Raw genomic sequence first — 596 nt, forward strand, 5'->3', positions numbered from 1 at the left:
CCTCAACGATCCCTATGACAAAAACAACGCCATCCTGGAACTCCATCCCGGCGCCGGCGGCACGGAATCCCAGGATTGGGCCTCCATGCTTCTCCGGATGTACACCCGCTGGGCGGAGAAGCGCGGCTTCAAAGTGGAGACCCTGGATTACCTCGCCGGTGAGGAGGCGGGCGTCAAGAGCGTCACCCTTCTCATCAAGGGGCACAATGCCTATGGCTACCTCAAGGCGGAAAAGGGAGTGCACCGGTTGGTGCGCATCTCCCCCTTCGACTCGTCGGGACGCCGCCACACCTCTTTCGTATCGGCCAACGTGATGCCGGAAGTGGATGACGACGTCGAGGTGGAGATCAGATCGGAAGATCTGAAGATCGACACGTACCGTTCCAGCGGCGCCGGTGGACAGCACGTCAACACCACCGATTCCGCGGTGAGGATCACCCATATTCCCACGGGAATCGTCGTCACCTGCCAATCGGAACGCTCCCAGATCCAAAACCGGGAGCGGGCGATGAAGATCTTGAAGGCCCGCCTGCATGAACGGATGATGGAAGAACGACAAAAGGAGCTGGCCGAGCTGCAGGGAACACAGACGGAGA

Annotated in this window: 1 protein-coding gene; it reads left to right on the plus strand. The window is 60.1% G+C overall.

Annotation, left to right across the window (positions count from 1 at the left end; translation table 11 throughout):
- The coding region (locus tag RZO55_RS00395; RefSeq protein ID WP_318062323.1) for a PCRF domain-containing protein at nucleotides 1-596 on the plus strand (596 nt) is incomplete at both ends.

This window comes from Clostridium boliviensis, assembly GCF_033342255.1.
In the GTDB taxonomy this organism is placed as follows: domain Bacteria; phylum Bacillota; class Clostridia; order Lachnospirales; family Lachnospiraceae; genus Lacrimispora; species Lacrimispora boliviensis.